The following is a 20,057-nucleotide window of genomic DNA, read 5'->3' on the forward strand; positions in this document are numbered from 1 at the left end:
TCCGGATAAACGGAAACCTTAGGTTTAGTTAATTAGTATATTTTATGAGCTTCAAAAGCCTCTATTTGTTCTTTATTATTTACAAGGTAATCAATATCATCGTAGCCATTGATCATACAGGTTTTTTTATAGGCATCAATTTCAAAATCTTCAGATAATTCTGAATCTTTTACCGAAATGGTCTGTTTTTCGAGATCCACCACTAATTCCGTTTGTGGATTAGACACAATTTCTTGCATTAAGTCACTTAAAAATACTGGTGAAACCTGCACTGGTAACAATCCGTTATTTAAAGCATTACCTTTAAATATGTCAGCAAAAAAACTAGACACTACCACTTTAAATCCAAAATCTGTAATGGCCCAAGCCGCATGCTCTCTACTAGATCCGCAACCAAAGTTATCTCCAGCAACTAAAATACTCCCTGAATATTTTGAATCATTTAAAACAAAATCTGCATTTACTGTTCCATCTTTATGATATCTCCAATCTCTGAATACATTGTCACCAAATCCTTTTCTATCTGTTGCTTTTAAAAAACGTGCAGGTATTATTTGGTCCGTATCTACATTCTCTATATTCAATGGAATGGCTCTAGATTGTAATGTTGTAAACTTTTCCATTAATTTAATTGCTTTGAAATATCTATAATTTTACCTTCTACTGCAGTTGCTGCTGCTACTAAAGGACTTGCTAAAATAGTACGTGAACCTTGTCCTTGGCGACCTTCAAAATTCCTGTTGGACGTAGACACACAATATTCCCCTTGAGGAATCTTATCATCATTCATAGCTAAACATGCTGAACAACCTGGTTGACGTAATTCAAATCCTGCATCATCAAAAATAGTTTTTAAACCCTCTTCTATTATTTGAGCTTCAACCTGTTTACTTCCTGGCACTAACCAAGCAGTCACATTTTCAGCTTTTTTCTTTCCTTTTATATAATCTGCTGCAACTCTAAAATCTTCAATTCTAGAATTAGTACAACTTCCTATAAACACAAAATTAATAGGCTTATTGATTAAGCTTTCACCAGCTTCAAAATTCATATATGCCAATGATTTTTTAAATGACGGATTTTCATCAACAGGAATAGATTCAGAAATTTTAATTCCCATACCTGGATTAGTTCCGTAAGTAATCATTGGTTCTATATCCTCTGCATCGAAGCTATATTCTTTATCAAATGTAGCATCATCGTCTGTAGGTAACGTTTTCCAATAGGCTACTTTCTTTTCAAACGCATCACCTTCAGGTGCAAATTCTCTTCCTTTTACATATTCAAAAGTCGTTTCATCTGGTGCAATCATTCCTCCTCGTGCTCCCATTTCGATACTCATGTTACAAACTGTCATTCGACCTTCCATACTCATGTCTTCGAAAACATTTCCTGCATATTCACAGAAATATCCCGTACCAGAATTGGTTCCTAATTTTGAAATAATGTAAAGAATAACATCTTTTGGCAAAACACCATTCTTCAATTTACCATTAACCGTTACTCTTAAACTTTTAGGTTTGGTGAGCAACAAACATTGACTCGCAAAAACTTGTGCCACCTGACTTGTGCCAATTCCAAAAGCAATAGCTCCAAATGCGCCATGTGTAGATGTATGACTATCGCCACAAACCATGGTTAGGCCTGGCTGCGTCACTCCTAACTCAGGAGCCATTACATGCACAATACCATTATATTTATGCCCTAATTCGTATAATGTTATGTTATTTTTTTTGCAATTTTCAGATAATTGCTCTAATTGATTCCTAGACAATGCATCTTTAATAGGCTGATCTTGATTTAACGTCGGTGTGTTGTGATCTGCTGTCGCCACAATCTGATTAGGTCTAAAAACAGGAATTCCACGTTCTTCTAATTCATTAAAAGCCTGTGGACTTGTTACCTCATGTATTAAGTGTTTATCTATATATAATATTTGTGGTCCATTTTCTATACTACTGACCACATGCGAATCCCAAACTTTATCAAATAATGTTTTACTCATCTATCTTATGCTGAAATTATTTGTTGATACACATTACTCGTTTCTATAATTTGATGAATATCATTATCATTGATTTCTTTCTTTCGGTCTGCAAAACTTAAAAAGTTAGCATACACATCATCTAACTGTAATTTGGTAAGTTCGTAACCTACATTTTTAGCTCTATAAGCCAAAGCTGCTCGTCCACTTCTTGCAGTTAGCACAATTGCCGACTCTGTAACACCAACATCTTTTGGATCAATTATTTCGTAGGTTGCTCTATTTTTAATCACCCCATCCTGATGAATTCCAGAACTATGCGCAAAAGCATTAGCTCCAACTATCGCCTTGTTAGGCTGTGTATAAATTCCCATGCTATCACTTACCAATTGGCTCATTCCGTATAACATAGACGTATTAATATTTGTATCTAAATTTAGGTAAGGATGTTGTTTTAATACCATCACTACTTCTTCTAAAGCTGTGTTGCCTGCGCGCTCTCCAATTCCGTTGATTGTGCATTCAATTTGACGAGCTCCGCTAATAACACCCTCAATTGAATTTGCTGTTGCTAAACCTAAATCATTATGGCAATGGCAAGACAAAATAGCCTTTTCAATACCTTTTACATTTTCTTTTAAGTACTTGATTTTTGCACCATATTCACTTGGCAAGCAATACCCTGTTGTATCAGGAATATTTAATACTGTTGCTCCTGCTCTAATAGCAGCTTCACAAACTCTTGCTAGATATTCATTTTCTGTTCTTCCTGCATCTTCAGCATAAAACTCAACATCCTCAACAAATGACTTAGCATATTTTACAGCTTCAAAGGCACGCTCAATAATGGCTTCTCTGTTTGATTTGAATTTATGAAGAATATGAGAATCTGAAGTTCCAATTCCGGTATGAATTCTACCCCTCTTAGCGTACTTTAAAGATTCCGCAGCCACTTTTATATCATTTTCTACAGCTCTTGTTAGACCACAAACGGTAGCATTTTTAACAATTTTCGAAATCGCTTCTACAGATTTAAAATCACCTGGACTAGATACTGGAAACCCAGCTTCAATGACATCAACCCCTAGCAGATCTAACTGTTCCGCAATGACGACTTTTTGTTCAGAATTCAGTTTACAACCCGGAACTTGTTCTCCATCGCGAAGTGTTGTATCAAAGATTTGTATGTTGTTATTTGACATATATCAAAATATATTTATAGTATTGTCTAACGAATATATGTTTTGAAATTATCTTGAACTTCGTTAATAGTGTAACTTTACGATGTTCAGTCGCCAAAATGTATTTTAAATTCTTGATTAACAGGTTTATAAATCTATTTTACATTGATAACTAAAGACCAAAAAGATAATTTATTTTCACTCATAAAGTCATTGACAAAGTCTGAAAAACGACAATTCAAACTTTATGTAGGGAGACTTGGCGTAAATTCGGATTCAAAATTCTTAAAACTTTTCAATCTTTTAGACAAATCAAAAACGTACAATGAAGCTGCAATTATAAAAAGTGGGATTGTAAAAAAACAGCAACTTGCAAATGTCAAAGCACACCTATATAAACAAGTTTTAATAAGCTTAAAACTTAACCCATCACATCAAAATGTAAGATTACAAATTAGAGAACAACTAGATTTTGCTTCTATTTTATATCACAAAGGCCTATACAAGCAAAGTCTAAAAATCTTAGATAAAGCCAAAGAATTAGCCATTGCAAATGAAGAAAAAAATTCAGCTTTTGAAATTGTTGAACTCGAAAAGGTGATTGAATCTCAGTACATTACACGAAGCATTAGTACGCGTGCAGATGAATTAGCCGTACAAGCAAAAGAGTTAAGCTCACTCAATGTTATAGCGAGTAAACTCTCTAATTTATCACTACAACTCTACAGTACCATTCTAAAAACCGGCTATATACGAAATGAGAAAGAAGCTGAAATGGTTATTAATTATTTTAACAAACATGTTCCAAAAGTTAAAATTGAAAAATTAGGATTTCGTGAAAAATTATGGCTATACAAGGCTAATTTATGGCAAAGTTTTTTGCTTCAAGACTTTTTGAATTGTTATAAATATGCTTCAAAATGGGTGGATTTATTTTACCAAAATCCAAGCATGATTAATCTGAATCCGGTATTCTTTTTAAAAGGCAATAACTACCTTTTAGAAGCCTTATTTTTTATTGGAAACAAACCAAAATTCTTAGAGAAATTTTCAGAATTTGAAGTGACCGTCAACAAAACAAGTTTTCCTCAAGATGAAAATGTAGCCTCATTAGTTTTCCTTTACACTAACTTTCATAGCATAAACCAACACTTTATTGATGGAAGTTTTGAAGAAGGATTAGACTTAATTCCTAAAATTGAAAAAGCTTTAATTCCGTTTAGTAATAGAATTGACCCTCATCACAAAATGATATTTTATTATAAATTTGCGAGTCTACAATTTGGAGCTGGCAACAATAAAGCGTGTATAAAATATTTGGATAAAATTATCTCAAACAAAACACTTAGCATGCGCGAAGATTTACTCTGTTTTTCACGAGTTTTAAATCTTGTAGCACATTATGAAGCCGGTTTAGATTATCATTTAGAAACCCTTTTACGAAGCACGTATAAATTTTTAATTAAAATGAATGACCTTCACGAAGTGCAAAAGGAAATGATAAAATTCATTAGAGGTCTTCAAGATATTTACCCACACGATCTTAAAAATGCGTTTAAAGAATTGCACAAAACATTGAAGACTTTTGAAGATCATCCATACGAGCGACGCGCATTTTTATACTTAGATATTATTTCTTGGCTAGAGAGTAAAATTGAAAACAAACCGGTTGGCGAAATTATTCAAACCAAGTATTTAGCAAAGAAAAGCTCGTAATCTTACGAATTTCACAAAAAACTCATAAAATTGACAATTTATTTGGAATTGTAGTTTTTGTATTGCAATATTTGTGCTCACAAAGTTCAAACACTTACTGAAATGTTATCAAGAAAGGCGGAGGGAATGACCCTATGAAGCCTTAGCAACCCTTAGATTTACTATGAAGGTGCTAAATTCTACTTAATTATTTGATTCATTAATCGAAAAATTGGATAGATAACTCAAGACTAATTACCCATCTGTAATTAGCATTTTCTTTTTAATATTTTTCTATTAAGTACGCTTCACTCTTCGACTACGGTCAAGGAACAAAGAGGCTTATTTGGCTTTTGGTTTAATCATTTATTAACTCAAAAACTTAGAAAAATGAGTACACAAAAATTCGCAACACAAGCGTTGCACGCAGGTCACGACACAACACAAACCTCAGGAACAAGAGCTGTTCCTATTTACCAAACATCATCGTATGTTTTTAAAGATTCTGATGAAGCCGCAGGACGATTTAACCTTTCTGTTCCTGGTTTTATTTACACACGTTTAAACAATCCTACAAACGACATTTTAGAGCAGCGACTAGCAGCTCTAGAAGGTGGTATCGCAGCCGTTGCCACAGCATCTGGTACTGCAGCAATTTCCACTACGCTTTTAACACTTTTAAGAGCTGGAGACCATATTGTGGCATCGAGCAGTTTGTATGGAGGAACGTACAATCTATTGAGTGTAACGTTACCAAGACACGGTATTACTACAACATTTGTTGATGCTTCTAACCCTGAAGAATTTGCAAAAGCAGCCCAAGAAAACACAAGAGCCTTTTTCGTAGAATCTTTAGGAAACCCTAAGTTAGATGTTTTAGATCTTGAAGCGATTTCTAAAGAAGCGAAATCTTACAAAGTACCTTTAATTGTAGACAATACAGTAGCAACTCCTTATTTATTAAATCCGATTGCACACGGAGCAAACATCGTAATCCATTCTTTAACAAAATATATTACTGGTAACGGAACATCACTTGGAGGTATTATCATTGATGCAGGTACCTTTGACTGGACCAACGGAAAATTCCCTGAGTTCACAGAACCATCTGCAGGTTACCATGGTTTAGTGTACAGCGAAGCTATAGGACCAGCTGCATTTATTGCTAAAATTAGAATTGAAGGTTTACGAGATTATGGAGGAGCTTTAAGTCCGTTTAATGCCTTTCAAATTATTCAAGGTTTAGAAACTTTAGAATTACGCATTCTAAAACATAGTGAAAATGCGCTTGAATTAGCGACGTGGTTAGAATCTCAACCTGAAGTCAAATGGGTAAATTACCCAGGGCTAGAATCTAGCAAGTATAATGCATTAGCTAAAAAATACTTGCCAAAAGGTCAAAGTGGAGTGGTAACTTTTGGTGTTGACGGTGGCTACGAAGCTGCTAAAACTATTGCAGACACTACCAAATTATTCTCATTGTTAGCTAATATTGGAGACACAAAATCTCTTATCATACATCCTGCAAGTACTACGCATCAACAATTAAGTGATGAAGCGCAAGAAACCACAGGAGTTACTAAAGATTTAATTCGTTTATCTGTAGGTATTGAAAATATTGAAGATTTAAAAGATGATTTAAAAGAAGCTTTTGCTGTTGTAAAGCAGAAAAAAGCACTTCAGAATTAAAATTTAATTAATAGCGAAGTAGATGCCTTTGTAATGAAGGTGTCTACTTTAAATTTTCAAAAACTAAAACAGACGAATCAATGAGTGATTTAAAATTCTCAGTTGTAGGCGACAGTGCTTCTGCAACTCAATTTATAGGAAAAACAAGACAATTTACTTTAGTTGTAGACGAACCTGAAGCCTTAGGAGGCACAGATGAAGATGCCAATCCGGTAGAATACATTTTAGCAGGCTTTGCTGGCTGTGCAAATGTTGTTGGACATCTAGTAGCCAAAGAATTAGGCTTCACAATTAAAAATTTAAAGATTGAAGTGACAGGTGAATTAAATCCTGATCGATTCTTAGGTACCTCTACTAAAGAACGTGCAGGTTTTAAAACGATTAACCTCAACCTCGTTCCAGAGACTGACGCTAGTATTGAAGTCTTAACAAAATGGCTTCAAATTGTGGAAGAACGCTGTCCTGTAAAAGATAATTTACAGAATATAACACCTTTAAAAATTTCCGTAGAAAAAGAATATACGGCTATATAAAAATTTGTAATGGCACACTTACACTACATAACCCTAAATAATTATGTTACTGAAAGCGGTAAGACAATAATCCCTAAATTGTCTTACCAAACTTTTGGCAAAACGCTACATTCTGCTCCCATAATTTTAGTCAACCACGCCCTTACTGGTAATTCTAACGTGATTGGCGACAACGGTTGGTGGAATGATATTATAGGTAAAAACAAATGCATAGACACAAATGAATACACCATTTTAGCATTCAATATCCTTGGTAACGGCTATGATAATATTGCTGAACATATTATTGAAAATTATAAAGATTTTACAGCAAGAGACATAGCACAACTATTTGCATTAGCCTTAGAACAATTAAAGATTGAGAACTTATTCGCTGTAATTGGAGGTTCAGTTGGTGGTGGTATTGCATGGGAATTGGCAGCTTTAAAACCACAACTAATTCAACATTTAATTCCTATTGCGACTGATTGGAAATCGACGGATTGGGTAATTGCTAATTGCCATATTCAAGATGCTATTTTGAACAACTCCTCACAACCATTAAAAGATGCGAGGATGCATGCTATGACCCTATATCGTACACCTGAATCATTAACTCAAAAATTTGAACGCACTAAAAAAAGCAATTCACTTTACAACATTGAATCTTGGTTGAGTTACCATGGTAATGCACTAGAAAATCGTTTTCAAGTTGCCGCTTATAAATTGATGAATCAGATTTTACGAACTATAGATATCACGAGAAACAGAACTGATTTTTTAGAAGTGGCTTCAAAAATTAAAGGAGACATCCACATCATCACGATTAATTCGGACTTGTTTTTTAAGGCAGATGAAAACTGGAATACTTATGTAGACTTAAAAGCATTAAAAGACAACGTTAATATACATGAAATTAAATCCGTTCATGGCCACGATGCCTTTTTAATAGAATTTGATCAATTGGCACGTTTTTTAAAACCTATTTTTTCAACGCAATTAAAAGAAAAAGAAAAGCTAGAACAGCAAGTTGCCTAAACCAACTCTACTGTTTTTTAATAAAAAGCCGAACGACAAGTTCGGCTTTTTTAATTTTTAGACCATGGATTTTAGTATATTTAAAACAAAAACATGGCTTCAGAGACTTTAAGTTATAAATACAATTCCCAATCGAGCATAACATCTACAAAAGGAAAAGAAAATTTATTACTCTCAAAGTTTAACGAAGTAGAAAAAGGCAATTCACCTTGTTTTTTCTGGGGAAAACTGAATAACCCTTACGAATTATCACGCTGTTTAATCACGCTTTCCAATACCGTACAATCCAGTTTTAATCTGTCACCTTTTCAATTAGCTTTATTAAAAGATCCAATTGTCACTGCTGGAAACAATCAAATTCGATTCGAAGGTTTTTCGCATTGTGCTGGTGTTTATGCTAGAGTTGATGTTTTAGAAAACGGACAAGATGGTGAATTTATTGAAAACGGAACCACCAACGTAGATTTCAACACTCCCTTAATTTCCGAATTAGGAAAAATAAAGAAGAACGACGACCTCGTTTTGTCTGTTGGAGAAAAAGAAGTCGGTTTTCATAAAGAAGGTGAAAGTTTTATAGAGCGCAAAGTACCTTTACCAAGCAAATGGATTAAAGGCTTAACAACCGTTCAACATTATTTTTCAGAATCAGATTATGCGCTCACCTTAAATAGAATTCAGGCACTTCAATTATTTAAAACCATTCCTAACGGCAAAGTTAAAACCGATTATTTTTTAATTAAACGCGGCAACAAATATTTGTTCAGCCCTTTAAAATCGAATTCTGCCGTTTGCATTGGAGGTATTCATCGTTTAAAATTATTACAGCCTTTAATTCCTTTAATTAATGAGATGAAAATCTATCCTCAAAAGGATATGCAATCAGTGACTTTCATTTTGTGTTTTAACGACTTAAATTTTGTGTTTTCAGTTTCAAGAGATTTTTGGCGCGGTTTTTCTGGCGAAGGAGCGGCTTTAGAATCTTTAATAGAAGATCTTCCTGAAAATTTAATTAAAGCTTTCGACAATTATTCTTATACCAATCAAACCTTCAATCCTACCTTAATGTCTTTTGAAGAACATATTGATGTGTCTAAAATCGATAAGCTAGCGACCAAACTATCAGCCATGGGATTATTAGGTTACGATCTAGAAAACAACGGTTTCTTTTACCGACGACTACCTTTTAAATTAGATAGAATTATGTCTTTAAACCCACGACTTAAAGGTGCTGAAAAATTACTTTTAGAGGGTAAAGTTGAAATTATATTAAAAAAAGACAATGAAATTGAGGCTAGAGTTGAAGGTTCTGGGGTTCAACATTATGTTATCATAAAAGGAGATACACAAAAATGTACGTGTACATGGTTTAGTAAAAATCAAGGCGAGCGTGGAGCTTGCAAACATATTTTAGCCGTAAAGAAAAAAGCAAAAGACAACTAATATGCTAAGCCAACAAATTGAAGCTATTGTAGAAAAAGAAGGAGATATAATTCCACTTTTAAAAACCTTAACACCCTCTCAAAAACGTGAACTTGTTCCTTTTCTCAAAACATTGAGAACGAAAATTTTTGAGCGTTATGATATTCATGACAAGACAAAATGGGGAGTGTCTTATTCATCAAAGCCTGTGCATTCACAAGCTAAAATGGATATTGTAGACAAAGCTTGCTATGTGTGTTTCAACAAAACAGATACTAAAAAAGCATTTTTTCAGGTGAGTAAACTTTCTATAAGTAACGATTATCTCAAGAACATCATTCCTTGGTATAAACCCAAGTGGTTTGGCGACTTAATAAATGACGAAATGCCTTGGGATTTAACTTATGAGAAACTCATGGACTTATACCAAAAAGAATTATTTGAACCTTCACAAGCCTTAATACTTGCTAGATTACCTAATGCCATCGTAGAAAGTTCATGGAAAAACAACGTCAACAAAAGTATTTACAAACCTGAAGTTTTACTAAAACACAAAGCAACTTTAGACCTACATATCTGGTTTTTATTTGAAGAAGCATCTGGAATCAATAACTATTACAATTATTTACACTTAGATAATTACAAAGGAGGCAATGACATTTGGATTGACACGTTTGTAAATTTAACAGCAACCGAAAAGCTTGATAGACGCAAAGTCTTAACAGCCACACTACACACCTCAACAAAAGGATTTAATAAAACATTAAGCGGTTGGTTTGCCGAATTATTATTAAAACTAAATCCAACTTTAGAGGAAATTCTAAGTTTACAAGATGCCTTTTTTGCGGCACTGAACTCGCCACATTCTAAAGTGGTTAATTCCGTTTTAAAATATTTTAAAGTTGCCGCAACTCACAAAAATTTTAAGCATGCTATTTTCATAGAAAATGCATCAATACTTTTAAATTCTGAAACAAAATCTGTGGTAACTTCCACATTAATGATTTTAGATAAAATTGCAAAAACTCATAAAACGTTGCAAAATTCAGTGTGCTTAAAAGCCACAGAAGCTTTAATAAATGTCGATGAAAAAATACAGATAAGAGCCGCTAAGATTATTGAAAAATATGGCAAGCCTAAGAATGAAGAATTAGTAGATGAAATTAGCATGTATGCAGATAATTTATTGCATAATTCTAAAGACTTACTAAAAGATTACCTCGTTGCTGAAACAGAGCAAAACGGCAATATAGAGGAACCTGAAACCATAGAACTCACTAACGTTTTAGCTAACGATAATAAAATTGAAACCTATAACACGTTTGACGAGCTCATCTTTTTTGTGAGTCAGGCAATTGATAATAACGAGGTCTACCATATCGATTTATTGCTAAGTTATTTACCAAAACTCAATGTACTTTTAGACAAAACGAATGTTGAAAAACTAGAACCGATTTTTAAACGCGCTTTAGATTTGTCTTTAAGTTATGATTGGAATAGCCAAATAGGAAATCTAGAACATGAAGCTGCCTATTATATCAATGATTTTTCTGAAATTCTAATAAAACGGTTCCCCATTGAACTTGCCAGTTTTAAAAAGAAAAAGCAATCTAAAATTCAAAAACTTAAGGATGATAAATTCTACTCTAGTCACCATAAGGAAAATTTAAAACCTATAGAACAGCAAAGCATTCCGGATTACATTTATCAAATTCACCATGCGTTGTTTATACAATCTAAATCGTTTATTCAAAAAAATGCAACTTTAGATTTACTTTCTAAACCCACACATGCACCTTGTTGGATAGACCCAACAACATTAATTGAACGAATAGTAGCTTACGAAAAACAGAGCGAAACCATTATCCTTTATGATTTTCAAATAGCCATAAGTAGATTACCATTTAATTATAATCCTGAAAATATTTCAAATCAGATTGAACTCATCACAGATTTTGAACTTAGACAAGTACTCAAATACCATTTTAATTTCATTAAACTTGAAGGTGTTAAACTCACTCAACCTGAATTATGGTTACAATCTGTACTCATAAAAAACAATAAAAATGAACTCGATTATTTTCAAAATAAGCTTTCAACCAATCTAAGAAAAGAGATAGGGAATTACACTTGGGATTGTAAACTAAGAGATCATTATTATTTGGAATACGATTACCCTTCGCAAAAACAAATCCGAAAGAAAACCATAAAGAAAGAGTTAAAACTTCATGATTTTCATGTTCAGAAAAAAGGACCTGAATCACTGTTAGATAATCTGAAAGGAATTTTTAAATTCGGTAAAAACACCGTCAAAATAAAAAGCATTTACAGTTTTATGTATTTCAAAAAACAGAAATACTATACGACCATTCAGCCTCACGACGATATTAAATTCTTGTATTTATCTCCAAATAACCCAAGTATGTTATTAAGTCAGGTGGTGCATTACAACTTAAAAGTATCAACGTTTTGGGATGAATCGAGCAAAAAGAACATGATTAATTTGCTAAAAGGTTTATATAACATTTGGAATCGATCAGATTATAATGAAGGTGCTTATCTATTTTTAGCTACAGGCCTTTTATGTAGTGATAAAATATCGCGAGAATTGGCGGCTGAAATTTGGATTAAAGCAAATTACGAAGCCACATTAGATAACAATTTATTAGGAAGTTTTATTGGACGACTAGAAACTGGTGAATACGCTCCATTAAAAAGATTCACGGATTTATTAACTCATAGTTTATTCAATATTTCTAAAACACATAATGCCTTTTTGTTTCAACTTTTAAATTCTGCTATCAAAGAAATGAATGACATTCCTATTCGTGGCAGTAAAAAATTATTAGAGATTGTACTAGAACTTAAACACAGTTCTAATGCAACTGAACTTGAAGATTCAACAAAAGAAAAATTACTTAAATGGCAAAACGTACCTTCCGTAAAACCAGTGATTAAAAAAATATTAGATATTAAATAAGTGGGTTAAAACACTCCAAATATTTCGAGAAATTTAATTATAGCTATGACGTTCAAATAATTAACACAACCACCTAAATATACATTAGCTTTATTAACCCTTCAATTTTAGTTAAAAATAAACGTGTGAGCGTTAATATTCTTAGCAATAACGACAATTGTAATACTTTTACTCGTATATTTTTACGTATTGAATAAAACAGAAGACACAGCACCCCAAACACCACGAAAACGAAAATTTCGTTGGTTGCGCAGAACCCTACGCGTTTTGCTAGGAGTTCTTGTGTTTTTATTTTTGGTAATTCTTTTTGTTCGCAGTCCTTGGGGACAATCCATTATCGTTGATAAAGCTGTCAATTTCGTCGCTGATAAAACAGGAACTAAAGTGGCCATAGAAAAGCTTTTTATCACATTTGATGGCGATGTGCAACTCGATGGCCTGTATCTCGAAGACATTAAGGGTGATACTCTAGTCTACTCTAAATCACTAGAAGCCAATATACCATTATGGAAAATGATACGTGGAGAAGGTGTCGGTGTAGATGCTTTAGATTGGGATGGCTTACGTGCCAATATTATTAGAAAAGATAGTATTACAGGTTATAATTTTCAGTTCTTAATTGATGCTTTTGCCACAACAGACACAACAACCGTTGAAACAGACACCACGTCTACTCCATTGAACCTTGTAATTGGCAACTTAAATTTCAATAATTTCGATATTGTGTTTGATGATGCGGTTGCAGGCATCGAGTCGAGATTTAAAATTGGTAAATTGAAAGCCGATTTGGAAACCACCAATATTGAAGACATGATTTTTGAGGCTTCAGATATAGAGTTGACTAACGCTAACATTAAATTCATACAAAAGCCTGCTACCATTGACACCACATCCTCTGACGCTCCATTACCAAAATTAGCTTTTGAAAACATAACGTTCAATAATGTGGTTGCTTATTACGAATCGCAACCCGATCGATTAATTGCAGATGTTGATATTTCAGAATTTGAAACACGATCACCTTATATCAATTTGGCTGAAAGTGATTTTAGTCTTGGAAAAATAACACTGAAAAATTCTAGAATCAGCTTAACAACCGAAGCTGAAATTGATGGTTTAGCATCAAAAATAGATGACGTTACTGAAGATTCAACAACAAATAACAATACTTTTGAATGGCCTCAACTAAAAGTTAATGTTGCTGCTATTGATTTTGAAAACAACACCATCGATTATCGTGTAGGCAATGCAAAACCGACAAAAGACGTATTCAATCCTGATGCGATTGCACTGTCAAATTTCACGCTTCAAGCGAAGGACATTTTATTAAAAGATAAAAACGCAAGCCTAAATTTAGAGCAGCTTAATTTTAATGAAGCTTCAGGATTAAATTTAAATCAGCTGGCTGTCAATTTTGATGCTACAGATCAAAACCTGCAATTGGATGATTTAAAATTCAAGTTAAATAACAATTCCATTTCAGGTTACGCTCATTTAGAGTATCAATCACTTTCAAATTTAATTGAGTCACCTGAAACCACTAAAGTCAACTTAAACTTACCGTCTTTTCAATTTTCACTAACAGAGATATTCAAATTTCAACCCGATTTAAAAAAGAACGAATACCTTAATAAATTAAGTAAAAAACTCGTTTTAGGAAACCTTAATGCCTCAGGAACTTTAGCTTCAATAAAATTAAATAAAGCCGAGCTTAATTGGGGAAATTCAACACGAATTTCCACCAACGGAACACTTCAAAATATAACAGACACAGAAACACTAGCCTTTAATATTCCACAGTTTTCAGCAATTACAAAACAATCGGATTTAATTCAGTTTGTCAGTGAAAAAGATTTGGGAGTTAGCTTACCGAAAGATGTAAAGTTTGTAGCACAATTTAAAGGGAATCTTAAGGACATTTCAACTAAAGCCAAATTAACGACAACACAAGGAATCGCGACCGTTAATGGGAATTATAAAAACGCAGAATTAATTGCTTTTAACGCTAATATTAGCATTGACGACTATAAAATAAATGAATTACTAAATAACCCACAATTGGGCGCATTAAGTCTTTCTATTACATCGCAAGGAAGTGGTAATACCATCAACACACTTAATGCTAATTTAGACGCAAAAATTTCTGAATTTCAACTGAACAACTATGACATTAAAGATCTTATTATTAGCGGAGATATTGTCAACGGAGCAGGCAACATTAACTCAAAATATAAAGACGATAACCTCAACGCAACTTTAGAAGCTTACGTCGTTTTAGATTCTATAAATCCCGAGATTAAAGTAGATCTCAATGTTATAGGTGCCAACTTAGAAGCACTTGGTGTAATGCAGCGTAATGTTAAAACGGCTATGCATATTAATGCCAATTTTAAAGGTAATGGAGAGCGCTATGACGCGAGTGCGAAAATGAATGATGGTGTTGTCGTTTATGACAATAGAACCTATTTAATTGGTGATTTAGATGCCGTTGCCCATGTAGATAACGACACCACATCTGTATCGCTTCAAAATAAAATTATAGATTTAAATTTACAGTCTAACGCCAATCCTCAAACATTTAGCAAAGCGATACAAAGACATGTACTAAGCTATTTTTATAGAGATGAAACTGTATCAGATACCATTTCAGATTCTGTAAACTTAAAACTTGAAGGCAAAATTGCTGAATCGTCTTTACTAAATGATGTGTTTTTGGTTAATGTAAAAGATTTGGATACGATTGATATTGCCGTTGATTTTAATGAAAAAGCACGAATTTTTAAAGCAAATATCACGGCACCACATCTTAATTATAGTGGAAACACCTTAGATAGTCTCGCCTTTTCAATGGATACAGACCCAGAAAACTTCAACTTTAATTTTGGTTTTAATAATGTGAATATTGGTCCTTTAGACGTTCCGAAAACGGTGATTACAGGTAAACAAACCGATCATGAATTAGCCCTCAATTTTTCAGGCTATCACGAGGAAGAAACCTTAATGAATGTCAATACTAAAATCACAGGCAGTCGAGATCAATTACGATTTACAGTGAATCCTGATAGTTTAATTCTCAACAAAGAAAAATGGATCGTCCCATCTGGCAATGAAGTGATTCTAACAGAGAAAAATTTGGAATTTAATGACTTCAAGATTACAAAGAACAATCAATCTATAGAACTCACTGATACATTAGAAAACATCGCTAAGAAGCATATTGCTATTATATTTGAAAATTATGACATCAATGAATTTTTCAACTATTTAAGTCCAAAAGCCGAATTAGCCACTGGAAAATTAAATGGTAATTTTGTTCTTGAAGATCCTTTTGAAAACGCAGGAATCATTGCCGACCTAAGCATTAAAGACTTCTATGCACTGCAAACGGATTTAGGTACTTTGAGCATTAACGGGAATTCTCTTGGCGCAAATAGTTATGCTTTTAATGCTGGATTAAAAGGTGGTGATATTGATTTTGATCTCACCGGAGATTATACAGTGACAAACAACATAGCGAATCTCGATCTTGATTTTGACATCAATGAATTCAAAATAAAAGCGCTGAACACCTTATCTCAAGGTGAAGTTAAAAATTCTGAAGGTAGTTTCTCTGGTGCTTTTAAAGTAACAGGTACCACAGCAGATCCACAATACGATGGGTATCTCACATTTAATAATGCAAGTTTCAACATCGCTAAACTCAACTCAAAGTTTAGCATGGCCAATGAAAAACTAAACATTAACAACAGTGGTCTTTCTATGAAAGATTTTACCATTCGTGATGAAAATGATAATGCCTTGGTGCTTTCAGGAAACGTTGGCACCGAAAGTTTTATCAATCCAACATTCGATTTAACTGTAAAAACTAAAAATTTTCAAGTCTTAAATGCCACTAAAGAAGACAACGAAGAATTTTACGGCAAAGTGACTTTTGATGCTAATGCAAAACTTACTGGAGATTTACAAATCCCTAAATTAGATGCAAAACTCACCTTAGGTTCTGATACCGATTTCACCTACGTGTTACCATCTTCTGTTGCTAGTGTTGAAGAACGTGATGGTGTGGTTGTATTTGTAAATCGAGAAAATAGAGATGCTATTCTCACCCAAACAGAAGAACAAACGGCAACAATAAAAGGCTTTGATATTTCGGCCTTATTTAACGTCGGTAAAAATGCTGCCGTTACTATAATTATAGATGAAGAAACTGGAGATAATTTTAAAATTTCGGGTGAAGGCGATTTTGTTTTTACCATGAAACCAAACGGCAGAATTACATTAACTGGTGCTTATGAAATTTCAGAAGGGCATTACGAACTCAATCTTTACAATTTAGTTAATCGAAAATTTTTAATTGCGCAAGGCAGTCGTGTTACTTGGTCTGGTGATCCATTTGATGCTAAACTTGATGTACGCGCTATTTACAACTTAGAAACCTCAGCATATGGACTGATGGCCTCTCAAATTTCTGGTGCAGATTCTTCTGTAAAAAGTAAATACCAAGAAGTTTTACCCTTTAATGTGTATCTTAATATTGACGGGGAACTTTTGCAGCCTAAAATTTCCTTTGGTTTAGATATGCCAGAAGAAGAACAAGGCGCAGTAAGCGGACAAGTGTATAGTAGAGTGCAACAAGTGAACCAACAAGAAGGTGAACTGAATCGACAAGTCTTTTCTTTATTAGTCCTTAATCGATTCTACCCAGATTCTGGCAGCGATGGTAGTGATGGTGGTTTTGCAACCATAGCAAGAGACAATTTAAATGATGCGGTTTCTGACCAACTTAATGCGTTTTCAGACAAACTTTTAGGCCGTTCTGGTATTGAACTCGATTTTGGATTGAACAGCTACACTGATTATCAAGGCGATTCACCAACAGACCGTACAGAATTAGAAATTGCGGCAAAGAAAAAATTGTTTAACGACAGATTAACCGTGAGTGTTGGTAGTGATGTGGACATACAAGGTAGCAGCAGCACTGATGAAGAAACACCTATCATTGGTAATGTAAGTTTAGAATATGCCTTAACAGAAGATGGTAGGTACCGATTAAAAGGCTTTAGAAAAAGTGAATTTGAAAATGTCATTGATGGTCAAACAATAGTCAGTGGTATTAGCTTAATATTTACTAAAGAATTTAACCAATTTAACGAACTTTGGGATGCTATTTTGCGTTCTAAGAAAGAGAAAGAAGCAGCATCCGAAGCTGAGGACGTTACTCAAGAAAAGCAAGAAGCTACGGACGAAAGCATGGAACAGAAAACAAATTAAATTTGAAAAGAACTTTAAGACATAGCGTTGCTTTTATCGTATTCGGAATGGTGCTATACTCGTGCAGTATCACAAAACACATTCCTGAAGGCGAACGCTTATATACAGGTGCTACCATTGAAATTGAAGCTGATTCTATTATAAAAAATGAAAAAGAACTAAAAACAGAATTAGAAACGATTTTGAGACCAGAACCTAATTCAAAGTTTTTAGGAATGTATGTGGGTTTATATTATTATTACAAAAACCAAAAAGAGAATCCAGGATTTCTCAATAGATGGCTCTATAAACAACTTGGAGAAAAACCCGTTTATCAATCTAGCGTAGAACCGTTTGAAGTTGAAGCTGTTTTAAGAAACCGATTAGAAAACAAAGGATTTTTCTACAGTACTGCAACATCTTCTTTTGAAGAGAAAGAGATTGAAGCCTCTATAAATTATAAACTAAATGTCACGGAACCTTATAAAATGGAGCGTTTTGAAATTGACTCAATGCCTTCACCACTGTATGAAGCGGTCAAAAAAGAAACCGATAAATCTCATTTTCAAAATGATATGCGTTTCGATTTGTCTAATATGAAATTAGAACGCCAACGTATTGATACAGAGCTAAAACAAAAAGGCTATTATAATCTGAATTCAGATTTTTTCATTTTTGAAGCCGACACGACGCAATATGATAAAAAGCGTTTCGATTTATTTTTAAAATTAAAAGCTGAAGTCCCTAAAAAGGCAACCATTCCTTACCAAATTTCTACAATAAATGTCTTTTCAAATTACGATTTACAAGATTCGACGTACGTAGCGCCCGAACGATTCAACAATAAAAATTACATCCAAGATACACTTTTTATGAAACTAAAATATCTTGATGAATTTGTTACACTAAAGGAAGGCGATTTATACAGTCCTGACGAATCTAAAAATACAGCAAGACGACTTTCAAAAATCGGAGCCTATAAATACGTGAACATTCAATATAAAGAAATTGATTCATTAGAAACCGATAGTTTAGGACTTCTAGAAGCCAATATATTCTTATCACCATTAACAAAACGCGCTGTTCGTGCAGAATTACAAGGCGTTACAAAATCTAATAATTATACAGGACCACATTTAGCATTAACCTACAGTAATCGTAATGTCTTTAATGGTGGAGAAACCTTAAATATTAGCACAAATGTGGGTTATGAATCGCAGTTTGCCAGTGGTGATGATGCAGGAAATACAAGTTTAGAATTAGGCTTAACTACCGAACTTATTTTTCCACGTGTTTTATTTCCGGTAAAAATTAATACGGATTTCTTTAAATATTCTATACCAAAAACCAAAACAAGCATTGGACTTAACTATTTAAGTCGAAGCGAATTGTACACTTTACTCTCTGCAAATGGCCAATTTGGGTATTCTTGGAATGCGAATAAATATATAACTTATGCTTTTAACCCTATATCGGTGAGTTACACAAGACTTTCAAATACAACCGATGAATTTGACGCTATTTTAGATGAAAATGTATATCTACAACAAAGTTTCGATCAGCAATTTATTTCAGGGATGACCTTTTCATTCACCTATAACGAAATGGTAGACGCAAACGATCCTAATCAATTTTACCTCAATACTACCTTAGATGTTGCAGGTAATTCAATAAGCTTATTAGGACAAGAAACCACATCTGGTGAACCTAAAGAATTTTTAGGTTTGGAATATGCGCAATATGCGAAAGCCGATTTAGATTTAAGATTCCATCTTAATTTCGGCAAAGACCGAGCGCAAACTTTAGCAACGCGTTTATTTGCTGGTTATGGTTTACCTTATGGAAATTCGGATGTTATTCCCTACGTGAAACAATATTTTTCAGGAGGACCTTACAGCGTTAGAGCATTTAAAACACGCTCTTTAGGACCAGGAACCTATGACGATGAGAGCGATGACGATAGCGATGTGACCTACTTTGACCAAACCGGAAACATTAGACTCGAAGCCAATGTAGAATATCGTTTTCCGTTATTTTCATTTTTTAAAGGTGCGGTATTCGCTGATGCTGGAAATGTTTGGAACTCTAAAACGAATTCAGTATTTGATGGCGAAGATAAATTTACCTCTAACTTCATCAATGAATTAGGTATGGGAGCTGGATTTGGATTGCATATAGATGTGCAAGGCTTTGTCATTCGGTTCGATTTGGCAGCACCATTTCACGATCCTTCACTAGCAGAAGGTGAGCGCTGGGATTTTAAATATGATGAACCTGTGCTTAATTTTGCTATTGGGTATTCGTTCTAA

The 20,057-nt window shown here is 33.8% G+C and carries 11 protein-coding genes and 1 riboswitch; of the genes, 8 read left to right on the forward strand and 3 right to left on the reverse strand.

Annotation, left to right across the window (positions count from 1 at the left end; genetic code table 11):
* Positions 1-32 precede the first annotated feature (32 nt).
* The 3 genes from leuD to HM992_RS00780 are packed head-to-tail and all read right to left on the reverse strand — an operon-like array spanning position 33 to position 3,186.
* Positions 33-623, reverse strand: a complete 591-nt coding sequence (gene leuD, locus HM992_RS00770) for a 3-isopropylmalate dehydratase small subunit (protein WP_178983332.1) — start codon at positions 621-623, stop codon at positions 33-35.
* Entirely contained in the window at positions 623-2,005 is a 1,383-nt protein-coding gene (leuC, locus tag HM992_RS00775; RefSeq protein ID WP_178983331.1) for a 3-isopropylmalate dehydratase large subunit, read from the reverse strand. Before leuC ends, leuD begins: the two co-directional genes overlap by 1 nt.
* Before the next feature lie 5 nt (positions 2,006-2,010).
* On the reverse strand, positions 2,011-3,186 hold the full coding sequence (locus HM992_RS00780) for a 2-isopropylmalate synthase (protein WP_178983330.1): 1,176 nt from the start codon (positions 3,184-3,186) through the stop codon (positions 2,011-2,013).
* Between the two features lie 147 nt (positions 3,187-3,333).
* Between HM992_RS00780 and HM992_RS00785 the strand changes: the two genes are divergently transcribed.
* The 8 genes from HM992_RS00785 to tamL all read left to right on the forward strand — a co-directional run bounded on the left by HM992_RS00785 (position 3,334) and on the right by tamL (position 20,057).
* Complete coding sequence (locus tag HM992_RS00785) at positions 3,334-4,881, forward strand: hypothetical protein (RefSeq protein WP_178986819.1); 1,548 nt, start codon at positions 3,334-3,336, stop codon at positions 4,879-4,881.
* A gap of 102 nt (positions 4,882-4,983) precedes the next feature.
* A riboswitch (SAM riboswitch) is annotated at positions 4,984-5,107 on the forward strand.
* Positions 5,108-5,250: 143 nt separating this feature from the next.
* Positions 5,251-6,549, forward strand: coding sequence for an O-acetylhomoserine aminocarboxypropyltransferase/cysteine synthase family protein (locus HM992_RS00790; RefSeq protein WP_179318163.1), 1,299 nt, complete (start codon positions 5,251-5,253; stop codon positions 6,547-6,549).
* Positions 6,550-6,629: 80 nt separating this feature from the next.
* On the forward strand, positions 6,630-7,082 hold the full coding sequence (locus HM992_RS00795) for an OsmC family protein (RefSeq protein ID WP_178983328.1): 453 nt from the start codon (positions 6,630-6,632) through the stop codon (positions 7,080-7,082).
* A 9-nt stretch (positions 7,083-7,091) separates the two neighbouring features.
* On the forward strand, positions 7,092-8,099 hold the full coding sequence (locus HM992_RS00800; protein ID WP_179318165.1) for an alpha/beta fold hydrolase: 1,008 nt from the start codon (positions 7,092-7,094) through the stop codon (positions 8,097-8,099).
* 93 nt (positions 8,100-8,192) lie between these two features.
* On the forward strand, positions 8,193-9,539 hold the full coding sequence (locus tag HM992_RS00805; protein WP_179318167.1) for an SWIM zinc finger family protein: 1,347 nt from the start codon (positions 8,193-8,195) through the stop codon (positions 9,537-9,539).
* A gap of 1 nt (position 9,540) precedes the next feature.
* The gene (locus HM992_RS00810) at positions 9,541-12,498 is read left to right on the forward strand and encodes a DUF6493 family protein (RefSeq protein WP_179318169.1); all 2,958 of its coding nucleotides are present in this window, start codon (positions 9,541-9,543) and stop codon (positions 12,496-12,498) included.
* A gap of 267 nt (positions 12,499-12,765) precedes the next feature.
* A complete protein-coding gene (locus HM992_RS00815) occupies positions 12,766-17,769 on the forward strand; it encodes a translocation/assembly module TamB domain-containing protein (RefSeq protein ID WP_229720422.1) in 5,004 nt (1,667 codons plus the stop codon).
* Positions 17,770-17,771: 2 nt separating this feature from the next.
* The gene (gene tamL, locus HM992_RS00820) at positions 17,772-20,057 is read left to right on the forward strand and encodes a translocation and assembly module lipoprotein TamL (RefSeq protein WP_449658188.1); all 2,286 of its coding nucleotides are present in this window, start codon (positions 17,772-17,774) and stop codon (positions 20,055-20,057) included.

The organism is Winogradskyella helgolandensis (genome assembly GCF_013404085.1).
GTDB classification, from domain to species: Bacteria; Bacteroidota; Bacteroidia; order Flavobacteriales; family Flavobacteriaceae; genus Winogradskyella; species Winogradskyella helgolandensis.

Coding starts and splice junctions, on each gene's coding strand:
- leuD (WP_178983332.1), bottom strand. CDS start 623: ATGGAAAAGTTTACAACATTACAATCTAGAGCCATTCCATTGAATATA.
- leuC (WP_178983331.1), bottom strand. CDS start 2,005: ATGAGTAAAACATTATTTGATAAAGTTTGGGATTCGCATGTGGTCAGT.
- HM992_RS00780 (WP_178983330.1), bottom strand. CDS start 3,186: ATGTCAAATAACAACATACAAATCTTTGATACAACACTTCGCGATGGA.
- HM992_RS00790 (WP_179318163.1), top strand. CDS start 5,251: ATGAGTACACAAAAATTCGCAACACAAGCGTTGCACGCAGGTCACGAC.
- HM992_RS00795 (WP_178983328.1), top strand. CDS start 6,630: ATGAGTGATTTAAAATTCTCAGTTGTAGGCGACAGTGCTTCTGCAACT.
- HM992_RS00800 (WP_179318165.1), top strand. CDS start 7,092: ATGGCACACTTACACTACATAACCCTAAATAATTATGTTACTGAAAGC.
- HM992_RS00805 (WP_179318167.1), top strand. CDS start 8,193: ATGGCTTCAGAGACTTTAAGTTATAAATACAATTCCCAATCGAGCATA.
- HM992_RS00810 (WP_179318169.1), top strand. CDS start 9,541: ATGCTAAGCCAACAAATTGAAGCTATTGTAGAAAAAGAAGGAGATATA.